Source organism: Trujillonella humicola, from assembly GCF_046233715.1.
Classification (GTDB): Bacteria; Actinomycetota; Actinomycetes; order Mycobacteriales; family Geodermatophilaceae; genus Trujillonella; species Trujillonella humicola.
This window is the reverse complement of record NZ_JBJNRJ010000091.1, coordinates 1-10,683: the sequence shown is the minus strand read 5'-3', so window position 1 is coordinate 10,683 and position 10,683 is coordinate 1. Positions and strand designations below refer to the sequence as shown.

Here is a 10,683-nt window from a genome sequence, read left to right as displayed (position 1 = left end):
TCATGGACAACCTGTCGGCGCACAAGGGCCCCAAGATCCGCGCCTGGGCGGCCCGGCACGCCGTGGAACTGGACTTCACCCCGACCTACGCCTCCTGGGCCGACCCGATCGAGCCGCACTTCGGGCCGCTGCGCTCCTTCGTCCTCGCCGGCTCCAACCATCCCAACCACGTGGCACTCACCCGCGCCCTGCACGCCCATCTGCGCTGGCGCAACGCCCACGCCCGCCATCCCGACGTACTCGCCGCAGAACGCCGGGAACGCGCCCGAGTCCGCAGCGAACGCCACCGCCGGTGGGGCCAGCCCCGGCAGCGAACCGCCGCCTGATCACACCACTGTTATTCATCATCCCGGCGAACGTTCGTGGTCAGGGCACTAGATGCCGCCGACAGCAGCTACGACGCGGTGTTCGACTTCGGGATCCTGCACCACGTCGAGGACTGGCAGGCGGCAGTCGGCGACATCGCGCGGGTACTGCGACCTGGCGGCCGCTTCTACTTCGACGAGGTCACCGCTGATGCGCTGGCCACCCGAGGGTATCGATGGCTCTTCGACCACCCCACGCAGAACCGGTTCACCGCTGCCGAGTTCGTCGCAGAACTCGAGCGACAGGGCCTCGCCATCGGCACACGCTGGCGGACCAGGATCCGAGGCCACTATGTACTCGGCGTGGCCGACCGGAAGGCCTGACCAGGCTCGATGCGTCTCTCGCTCCCGCCCCGTCGCGGCCGGCGCAGGTTGCCGCCCCTGACGACCACCACGTAACATCGTCTGGTGTCGATGAAAGCTGAACCGCAGGCGGCCGCCGAGGCCTCGTCCGGCCTCGCGGTCGACCAGACCCGGGCTCTGTCCCCGGCCGCCTCGCTCTTCCACAGCCTGTCCGATCCGGCTCGGCTTGCGATCCTGCGCCACCTCGCCGCCGGCGAGCACCGGGTCGTAGACCTCACGGCGCACCTGGGCCTGGCCCAATCCACCGTGTCCGCACACCTCGCCTGCCTCCGCGACTGCGGACTGGTGACGTCTCGACCGCAGGGCCGCGCGTCGATGTTCTCCCTGACGACTGAACCGCACCTGATGGAACTCCTCGGGGCAGCCGAGCGCCTCCTCGCCGAGACCGGCGATGCCGTCGACCTGTGTCCCACCTACGGCTCCGCCGCTGGGCGCCGGCCCGGAGGGCACTGACCACCACTGGGCACGGGCCCGCTGATCAGGCTGCTGGACCGGACCGTGGTCGACGGCCACTCGAGCGACGCTCATGGAGGACCGGCTCTGAAGGGATCGCACGTGATGAACGACGCGCGGGACGAACAGCAACGCATCGCCCACGAACTGGGTGTGCCGTCCGACTTCGATCCCGCCCACGAGGAGGACCGCCGCAGCCGATTCCTGGCAGACCTGCTCGCTGCCAGCGGCCTCCGCACGCTGATCGTGGGCGTCAGTGGCGGCGTGGACTCCGCGACGGTGGGCATGCTCTGCCGCCGCGCGGTGAGTCGTCTCCCTGCTGGGTCTGCCGCGCTGGTGGCAGTGCGCCTTCCCTATGGACGGCAGCACGACGAGGCCGACTGCAGACTGGTCCTCGACGCCATCGAGCCCGAGCACCTGTTCACCGTCGACATCCAGCCGGCCAGCGATGCCGCACTGGCCGGGCTGACCGCCGCAGGGCTCCACTTCGCCTCCGCCGACCGCGCGGACCACGCACTGGGCAACATCAAGGCGCGCCAGCGGATGACCGCCCAGTACGGCATCGCCGCCGCGCTCGACGGGCTCGTGATCGGCACCGACCACGCCGCCGAAGCTCTTACCGGCTTCTTCACCAAGTTCGGCGACGGCGGAGTCGACGCCAACCCGCTCGCAGGACTGACCAAGCGCCGGGTGCGTCGTCTCGCCCGACACCTGGGCGTGCCCGACCGCATCATCACCAAGACCCCGACCGCGGACCTGGAGTCTCTGCGCCCACAATTACCCGACGAGGAAGTCCTCGGCCTCAGCTACGACGAGATCGACGACTTCCTCGAGGGACGTCCAGTCCGGCTGGAGACCAGAGCCGAGATCATCCAGCGTTACACCGCCACGGCACACAAGCGCACCGGGCCGATCACACCCCCGCGCTGACGCGGCGGCTCAGCAGCGCGTCACACTGCCTCCTGGCCCGACGGGGAGGCCGGATCCGTTGAGGATGACGACACTGCGGCCTCCGAGCGCTCGAGGCGCTTCTGCGCCGCCTCACCGCGCCAGACAGTCACGGCGAACAACAGCCCTCCGGTGACGATCGCGGTGTCGGCCAGATTGAACGTCGGCCACCAGCCGGTGTGCAGGTAGTCGGTGACGACGCCGTCCGCGGCGCGGTCAGCGAGGTTGGCCACCGCGCCGCCGAGGACGAGGGCCAGCGCGGCGAGCTGGGCTCGGCCGCCGTGACGTGCCGTGCGCCAGGCGAACACCGCCACTGCCGCGGTGATCACGGCGGTGACGCCGATGACCAGCCAGGCCGGAGCCTCCGCGCCGACGGAGAACGCCACACCCGAGTTGTAGCCGAGCCGCAGGTCCACCGGCCCGAGCTCCACCCCGGTCGCCGACAGCCGGTTCTCTGCCCAGGTCTTCGCGGTGAGGTCCACCGCCGCAACTGCGGCCGCGGCTGCGACCACCCACAGCCGCCGACGAACCGGCCGGACCCGCCCGGGGCCGGAGCCCCCGGCCCCGGTCACCGGACGGCGCCGGTCAACTCGACGGGCGCCGACGCCGGCGCGGTGGGCGCCGAAGTCAGCGGCTTGGTCCGGCCGGCGCGCACGCCGTTGGCGATGACGAAGACCTCGGCGACCTCGTGCACGAGCACGACGGCGGCCAGGCCGAGCACGCCGAACAACGCCAGCGGCATGAGACCGATGACGATGCCCAGGGACAGCGCGACGTTCTGCAGCATGATCCGGCGGGCCCGGCGAGCGTGGCCGAAGGCCTGCGGCAGGTGCCGCAGATCCTCGCCCATGAGCGCGACGTCGGCGGTCTCGATCGCCACGTCGGTGCCCATCGCGCCCATGGCTATACCCAGGTCGGCGGTGGCGAGCGCCGGGGCGTCGTTGACGCCGTCACCGACCATCGCGGTGCGCCGCTGGCCCCGCAGGTCGGCCACCAGGCGCGCCTTGTCCTCCGGGCGCAGCTCCGCGTGCACCTGCTCGATCCCCACCTCCCGGGCCAGGGCCGTGGCGGTGGCGGTGTTGTCGCCGGTCAGCATGGCCACGGAGTAGCCGTCGCGGCGCAGCTGAGCGACGACCTCCGCCGCCTCCGGACGCAGCTCGTCGCGCACGGCGACCGCACCGATGAGCTGCCCGTCGACCTCGATGAGCACCGCGGTCGCCCCGGCGTGCTGCATCCGCTGCACATCGCCGGCGAGCACGCCGGCCTCGATCCAGCCGGGACGGCCCAGCCGCGCCGGGCGGCCGGCCACTCGGCCGACGAGCCCGGCTCCAACGACAGCCTCGACATCGTCGGCCGGCGTGACGCCGGGAACCGCAGCCAGGATGGCCCGGGCAAGAGGATGCTCGCTCCGGGCCTCCAGCGCCGCGGCGACGTCCAGCACCTGCTCGCGGCTCACCCCCGGGACAACGGCGACGTCCACCACCGACGGTCGGTTGCGGGTCAGCGTGCCGGTCTTGTCCAGGGCAACCCCGCGGATCGCGCCGAGGGCCTCCAGGGCGGCGCCGCCCTTGACCAGCACGCCCAGGCGGCTGGCGGCGCCCACCGCGGCGACGACGGTGACCGGCACGGAGATGGCCAGCGCGCAGGGAGACGCTGCGACGAGCACGACGAGGGCGCGCTCGATCCAGACGAGGGGATCACCGAGCAGGCTGCCGATGCCGGCGATGACCGCCGCGGCGATCATCACGCCGGGCACCAGCGGCTTGGCGATCCGATCGGCCAGACGCTGGGCCTCGCCCTTGCGGGACTGCTCGGCCTCCACGATCCGCACGATGCGGGCGAGCGAGTTGTCCTCGGCGGTTGTCGTGACCCGCACCTCGAGCACGCCGGTTCCGTTGATGGATCCGGCGAAGACCTCGTCGCCCGGCCCGGCCTCCACCGGAACCGATTCACCGGTGATCGCCGAGACGTCCAGAGCGGTGCGCCCGCTACCGACGACGCCGTCGGTGGCGATCCGCTCGCCGGGCTTGATCACCATGACGTCGCCGATGCGCAGCTCGGCCGGAGCCACGACCTGCTCGAGACCGTCGCGACGCACGGTCGCCTGCTCGGGCACCAGGGACAGCAGCGCGCGGAGCCCGCGGCGGGTCTTGGCCAGCGAGTACTCCTCCAGGCCCTCGCTGATCGAGTACAGGAAGGCCAGCATCGCGGCCTCGCCGACCTCGCCCAGCAGCACGGCTCCGACAGCGGCGATCGTCATCAGCGTGCCGACGCCGATCTTGCCCTTCGCCAGGCGGCGCAGCGTGGAAGGGACGAAGGTCCAGGCCCCGACCGCCAGCGCGGCCCCCTCGAGACCGAGCTGCAGGCCGGCACGGTCGGCGCCTCCGGCGAACAGTGCACCCACCAGGAGCACGCCGGCGACCGCCGCTGCTTGTAGCTCCCGAACCTCCCAGAGCCGTTCGGCTTCGTGCTCCTCGGCCTCCTTGCCGGCCGGGGTCGTCTCGTCGTCGCTGCAGCCGCAGGCGTCGCTCATCGGGTGCTCTTCTCGTCGCGGGTGGTCTCGGGTGTGGTGGTGGGTCGGAGCTCCGCTCGGGCTCCGCCGAAGCCGGCGCACAGGACGACCGCCTTGCCGGTGGCGGCGAGCAGCGATTCCGCCGTGGCGAGCAGGTCCAGCAGCTCAGGGTGAGTCAGGGAGTACACCGAGGCGCGGCCCCGGGGGCGAGAGTCGACCAGACCGCAGTCCCGCGGGCAGACCAGGTGCGCCGACACCGTGGACTGCGCCAGGCCGAGCTCCGCCACGAGATCGACCACTCGGGCCTCGCCCTCAGCGAGGCGCCGGAGCAACGCGAGCCGGGTGGAGTCACCCAGGCCGTGGAACAACGCAGCCGCCGGCGCCAGCGCTGGTCGCGAGGCGGCCTCCGCCGACACGTCAGTGATCGTCACCTGACGATGATAACGCGCTGGCCCGGTGGGCCGAGGGAGGCGTAGTCGACAGGCCGTTCGTCGGGCTTCCCGGGCTGACTCCTCGCCATACGTGCATCAACCCGGCGCCGGCGTGCTCGCCCGAACGGCAGCAATGCCTCACGAACCGCAACGAGGCCTACCGGTTGCTTGCCCTTCGGTTGCTGCGGCCGGGGCAAATCAGTCGCAGAGCTCGGGTTCGTGACGAGGACGCCGAAGACCTCAGCAGCCGCCGCAGCGGAACGGTTCGCTGATACGGCAGACCGCCAGGCTCGTCGTAGTTGAACCACCGCGGCCGCGGCACGTGGCCTACGACGGCCAACCGAGGTCGGCGTGCTCTGGACATCCCTGCCTAGCGACCGGCGAGATCCCGACACCCTCGCGCGCCGGACCCGTCATGCGCGCCGCCGCGCGGCGTCTACGAGCGCGCCTAGTAGCGTGTCGACCCAGTCCTCCCGCCCTCGGTCGACCACGCCGCCTCCAGTCCGAGTCAGCAGGGACCCGTCCGCCGGGGCCCAGAGGCCGCGTGAAGGAGTCGCCGTGAGCAAGCACTCGAGGGTCCAGCCGTGTCCGACGGCGCTTGTCCGCAGCCAGTCCGCAGCGCGGATGCCGTGACTGACCTCCAGACGCGCCCGGCACGGCCGCCGGCCCCCGCCTCCCGAGGCTCGTGGCCGCACCGGGGAGGACGGTGGCTGCTGCGCCGCTGGCGGTGGTTGACCAGCATGCGGACGGCGGTGGTGCTGCTGTTCCTGCTCGCCCTGGCGGCTGTGCCCGGCTCGCTGTTCCCGCAGCGGTCGCTGACCCCCACCGCAGTAGCAGCGTTCTTCCGCGAGAACCCCGAGCTGGCGCCCGTGCTCGATACGTTGGGGATGTTCGACGTCTTCTCGAGCCCGTGGTTCTCGGCGGTCTATCTCCTGCTGTTCGTCTCGTTGATCGGCTGCCTGGTGCCGCGCTGCATCGAGCACCTCCGCGCCGTACGGGCCGATGTGCCGCCTGTGCCGCGGCATCTGCACCGGCTCCCGGTTCACGCCGCCGAGAGGGTGTCGCGGCCCGCGGACGCCGTGGCGGAGCGAGTGGAGGCCGATCTGCGATCGGCTCGTTTCCGGGTGTCCCGGCGCAGCACCGCCACGGGCGTGGAGATCTCGGCCGAACGCGGCCGGCTCAAGGAGACCGGCAACCTCGTCTTCCACCTCTCGCTCTTGGCGCTGCTGGTCGCGCTGGCCGGCGGGAAGCTGTGGGGCTACGAGGGCAGCATCCTGGTCACCGAGGGCGATGGCTTCTGCAACTCCATCCAGCAGTACGACCGCTACATTGCCGGGCCGATGGTCGATCCGGAGACCTTGACGCCGCTCTGCTTCGACCTCGAGGACTTCCGCGCCACGTACGAGCCCAACGGCACGCCGGCCTCCTTCACCGCCGACATCGGCGTCCAGGCCGAACCGGGGGCACCCACGGAGCAGACGACGATCGGGGTCAACGACCCCTTCCGCTCCGACGGTGATCGCCTGTACGTGACCGGGCACGGCTTCACGCCCCTGTTCACCGTGACGCTGCCGGACGGTCAGGTCTTCGAGGAACTCTCGGCCCCGTTCCTGCCCCGGGACAACACGACCTTCGCCAGCGAAGGTGTGGTGAAGCTGCCCGACCTCGGGGACGGCTCCGGCGACGACTTCGCCCTGGAGGGCTTCTTCGCCCCGACCGGTCGGGTTCAGGGCGGCGTCCTGACGTCGGTGGACGCGCGGCCGCTGGATCCACAGGTCGCCCTGATCGGCTACCGCGGCTACCTCGGGCTGGACAGCGGCGCCCCACAGTCGGTGTTCGCTCTCGACCAGAGGCTGATCGACATGGGAGCGCTGAACCGGGTCGGCGCGGCGAACCTGGGCATCGGGGAGAGTGCGACGTTCGAGGACGGCACCGTGGTGCGCTTCGACGGTTACCGAGAGTTCGCAGCCCTGCAGGTCTCTCACGACCCGGGGCAGGTCGGAGTCCTCGTCAGCGCGATCACGATGCTGCTCGGACTCATGGCGACGCTGCTGGTGCGCCGCGAACGAGTCTTCGTCCGGATCACCGACACGCGAGGGCCTGCCCTCAGCGATGAGGCCTCGACGACGGTGTCGGTCGCGGGGCTCGCACGGGGTGGGAGCGGCGAGGCGCACGAACGAGTTGAAAGAGTCGTCGTCAGCTTGCTCGCGGACGGCTCGTCGAGGAAGCAGCGCAGCACGTGATCTGTCAGCGGGTCATCGCGGCGTCCAGGACCCGCGCGCGAGAGGGCCGGCCAGAAGCTCCGCGCACTCGTCGGGTCCGACGGCGTCCTCCTTGCGAGGGCGGGCGAGCATCCCGAGAGCTGAGCGTCTCGGCTCGACGGGTGCCAGAAGTCGCCGACGGACTCTCCCGGCCCGGCCGCGTAGGCGCAGCGGTGCAACCCCATCAGCCGATCCGCACCGGATGGACCGCGACCTCCGAGACCCGCTACTCGGCACTCCCCCGCTGGTCGCGGATCCGCCGCTCGGCCGCCGCCGTCCTCGTCGCAGCCACGGTCAGCTCCTGTGGAACAGACAAGCCGACCTCGGCCGGGGACGCCGACGAGGCTCGGGTCGCTGTCCCCGCCGACGTGGCCGGCTGCGAGTCCTTCGCCGCCGACGGCGCGACGGTCGAAGGTACGGCGGGTCTGCCGGCACTGCGCCTGCCCTGCCTGGTGGGGAACCAGGAGATGGCCCTGGAGGACCTCGGCGGCCGACCGGTCCTGGTCAACCTGTGGGCGAGCTGGTGTGGCCCCTGCCGCGAGGAGATGCCGGTGCTGCAGGCCGCGTACGAGAGCTACGGCGATCGAGTCGGGTTCTTGGGAGTGAACACGCAGGACAGCCGCTCGGCGGCGATCTCGCTGTTGACCGACGTGGGCGTGACCTACGCCCACGTGGTGGACGAGGACGGGGCACTGCTGGCCGAGTTGGCTGCGCGCGGACTACCGGTGACCCTGGCGGTTGCCGCCGACGGCCGCGTCGTGGACCGGCAGCTCGGGCCGGTGTCCTCGGCCCGGCTCGAGGAGCTCTTGTCCCAGCTGACGGCCGCGCCGTGACCCCGGCGGAGGAGACAGCCTCGACCGCCACTGGGTCGCAACACACGCAGGCGACGGTCTACGAGGGGCGGGGCCGATGGCTGCCCGGCTGGCAATGTCTGCTCGCTGGGGTGGCGGCCGGCGTGCTGTTGGCCGGGAGCATGCCCCCGCGGTCGGCGTGGTACCTGGCGCCGGTCGGTGCGGCCGTCCTCTCGTGGGCGCTGCTCGGCCTGCTCTGGCGGCAGCGGCTGGTTCTGGGAGCAGTAGCGGGGGTGGGCTTCTTCGCGCCGACGCTGTCCTGGCTTGCCGACTTCCATCCGGCCGGTTTCGCCGCTGTCCTCGTGCTGGAGGTCGCGTTGTTCGCCGGCGCGATGTTGCTCGTCGATCCGAGCCGACATCGGTGGTGGACGCTTCCGGCCGCACTGGTTGCGCTGGAGATGGTGCGCGCCCGGTTTCCCTTCGGCGGCTTTCCGCTTCCCGGTATCGCTCTGGGGCAGCTCGACGGCCCGTTCGCCGCGGCTGCCCCCCTTGGGGGCGCCCTCCTCGTCGTCGGGCTGACCACCGGCGCCGGAGCGGCGGTGACCGGGATGGCCGTGGCCCAGCGGCGGATGCGCGCACTGCTGCTGGTAGCGGCAGTGGCCGCCGTGAGCGTCGCCGGCGTCGCCCTCGCCCAGCCGAGCGGCGCACCGGCCAACCAGTTGCAGGCTGCCGTCGTGCAGGGGGGCGGCCCACGCGGGATCCCCGCCGTCGAGGCTGACGCGCAGGAGGTGACCGAGCGCCTGTTCGACGTCAGCGAGGACCTGCCGGCCGACCTGGACCTGATCCTGTGGCCGGAGAGCAGCATAGGGGTCACCGGACCGGTGGCCGACACCCGCGAAGCCGACCGGATTGCGGCACTGGCCCGGCGTACCGGCGCCACCGTCGTCGCCGGGATCATCGAGTCCGGGGAAACGAGCTTCCGCAACGTCGCGGTCGCCTGGGCCCCCGACGGTCGCATCGTGGATCGCTACGAGAAGGTGCACCGCGTCCCGTTCGGGGAGTACATCCCGGCCCGCGACCTGATCGAGCAACTGTCCGACATGACCGCACTCGTCCCCCGGGACGGCGTCCCCGGCCGCGGCCCCGGGCTGCTGAACACCCCCGCGGGGCCGCTGGGTGTCGTCATCTCCTTCGAAGTGTTCTTCGCCGACCGAGCCCGCGCCGCCGTCACCGCCGGCGGCCAGGTGCTCCTGGTACCGACCAACGCCGCCTCCTACACCACAGAGGAGGTGCCGGCCACGGAGGTGGCAGCCGCCCAGATGCGGGCACTCGAGATGGATCGCGCTGTCCTGCAGGCCGCGCCCACGGGCTACACCGCGATCGTCCTGCCCGACGGCAGCATCGCCGAGCAGGGCGAGCTCGGTACGCCCGAGCTCTTCACAGCCACGATTCCTCTGCGCACCGGCCTCACCCCCTACGCCCGAACCGGCGATCTCCCCGCAGTGCTCGCTGTCGCGTCGGCTCTGCTCGCCGGGCCGGCCATGCGTGTCCTGCCCCGCAGACGACAGGCGGCCGAAACATGACCGAACTGCGCGCCGACCCAAGCGGCAGGTGGATCTGGCGGGGATCTGGTCGGACGAGGACGTGCCAGGGTCGGGCCCTTCGACCGCGGCCCATGTCTCCGCATACGTTCGCACCTCCGAGCGGCCTCGCCTCGGTGGCGGTGCCCGCAGGTGTCCCCGGATGATCGGCGTCAGGCCCGCGAAACGCTGCGCCTCGACGGTCACGGCATCCCGCGGTGCACCGTGGCCTCGGCTCTCGCCTCGACGCGGCCGTGTGCCGGCGAGGGCGCAACTGCCGACCTGCCGAACAACGCGACGTGCCTGTTCGCCATCAGCAAAGGCACGCTGAAGGCACGGGATGCGGCAAAGAGCTCCCTGAACCAGCCGAAACAGACGCTCGGATTCCTAGCCCTCCAAGCTGGCCATGCCGGTTCGATCCCGGTCACCCGCTCCACGCTGTGACCAGCTCCCATGCCCTGTTCGGCCAGCTCAGATCGGCGTCGGCGCCACCTTCGTGCCTCAGTGATTCCGACCGTTGCTGACCGCTGCCGCCCACCTTTGGCCGCTGCTTAAGGCACGCGTGAGGCACGGCCACGTCGCCGACCGCATGGGCGCAAAGCGGCAGAGTGTCATGTGCCGACACGGGGGGACCTCGTCCATCGCGGCCTCCGCCCGTCGTGGCGGGCAAGACGCCCCCCTCCCCCCGAGGACGGCTACTGCTGGGACCGGCTGTCACGTCGCGGCGCCCACGGTCTCGCTCGGACATTGACGGCGGGCTCGTACGCCCGTTGGCCCACCACACTGCCGGGCCGTCATGAGCTTTCGGAGCGGTTCACGGTCGTGGCTAGTGCCCTGACCACAAACCTTGCCGGTGGGTCGATGCTGATGCATGGCCGAATGGGGTGTACCAACGATCTTGGACACGTCCTCTGAACTGAGAGGATGCGTTCATGCCCGAGCAGCGGAGGAAGTTCAGTCCGCAGTTCAAGGCTGAAGC

The 10,683-nt window shown here is 71.4% G+C and carries 11 protein-coding genes; 8 read left to right on the top strand and 3 right to left on the bottom strand.

What is annotated here, in order from left to right; genetic code table 11:
* The 4 genes from ACK586_RS24730 to nadE all read left to right on the top strand — a co-directional run.
* On the top strand, positions 1–326 hold a 326-nt coding region (locus ACK586_RS24730), incomplete at its 5' end, for a transposase (protein WP_409333186.1).
* Positions 327–362: 36 nt separating this feature from the next.
* Positions 363–689 carry a methyltransferase domain-containing protein gene (locus tag ACK586_RS24725; RefSeq protein WP_409333185.1) on the top strand — a complete coding sequence of 109 codons (327 nt, stop codon included), beginning with the start codon at positions 363–365 and terminating at the stop codon, positions 687–689.
* 90 nt (positions 690–779) lie between these two features.
* Positions 780–1,181: an ArsR/SmtB family transcription factor gene (locus tag ACK586_RS24720; protein WP_409333188.1), complete on the top strand. Its 402-nt coding sequence runs from the start codon at positions 780–782 to the stop codon at positions 1,179–1,181.
* A gap of 105 nt (positions 1,182–1,286) precedes the next feature.
* Entirely contained in the window at positions 1,287–2,111 is an 825-nt protein-coding gene (gene nadE / locus ACK586_RS24715; RefSeq protein WP_409333187.1) for an ammonia-dependent NAD(+) synthetase, read from the top strand.
* Between the two features lie 20 nt (positions 2,112–2,131).
* Here nadE and ACK586_RS24710 read toward each other — a convergent pair whose 3' ends face one another.
* The 3 genes from ACK586_RS24710 to ACK586_RS24700 form a co-directional block, all read right to left on the bottom strand.
* A complete protein-coding gene (locus tag ACK586_RS24710; RefSeq protein WP_409333184.1) occupies positions 2,132–2,611 on the bottom strand; it encodes a signal peptidase II in 480 nt (159 codons plus the stop codon).
* Between the two features lie 86 nt (positions 2,612–2,697).
* Positions 2,698–4,662, bottom strand: coding sequence for a heavy metal translocating P-type ATPase (locus ACK586_RS24705; protein ID WP_409333183.1), 1,965 nt, complete (start codon positions 4,660–4,662; stop codon positions 2,698–2,700).
* Positions 4,659–5,072 carry an ArsR/SmtB family transcription factor gene (locus tag ACK586_RS24700; RefSeq protein ID WP_409333182.1) on the bottom strand — a complete coding sequence of 138 codons (414 nt, stop codon included), beginning with the start codon at positions 5,070–5,072 and terminating at the stop codon, positions 4,659–4,661. Before ACK586_RS24700 ends, ACK586_RS24705 begins: the two co-directional genes overlap by 4 nt.
* Before the next feature lie 752 nt (positions 5,073–5,824).
* Here ACK586_RS24700 and resB point away from each other — a divergent pair.
* From resB to ACK586_RS24680, 4 genes are all read left to right on the top strand, one after another.
* The gene (gene resB / locus ACK586_RS24695) at positions 5,825–7,315 is read left to right on the top strand and encodes a cytochrome c biogenesis protein ResB (RefSeq protein WP_409333181.1); all 1,491 of its coding nucleotides are present in this window, start codon (positions 5,825–5,827) and stop codon (positions 7,313–7,315) included.
* Between the two features lie 191 nt (positions 7,316–7,506).
* Positions 7,507–8,166 (top strand): TlpA family protein disulfide reductase, encoded by a 660-nt coding sequence (locus ACK586_RS24690; RefSeq protein ID WP_409333180.1) that lies wholly within the window; start codon positions 7,507–7,509, stop codon positions 8,164–8,166.
* A gap of 110 nt (positions 8,167–8,276) precedes the next feature.
* Positions 8,277–9,707 (top strand): apolipoprotein N-acyltransferase, encoded by a 1,431-nt coding sequence (lnt, locus tag ACK586_RS24685; protein ID WP_409333179.1) that lies wholly within the window; start codon positions 8,277–8,279, stop codon positions 9,705–9,707.
* Positions 9,708–9,857: 150 nt separating this feature from the next.
* A complete protein-coding gene (locus ACK586_RS24680; RefSeq protein WP_409333178.1) occupies positions 9,858–10,148 on the top strand; it encodes a hypothetical protein in 291 nt (96 codons plus the stop codon).
* The last annotated feature ends 535 nt before the right edge of the window (positions 10,149–10,683 follow it).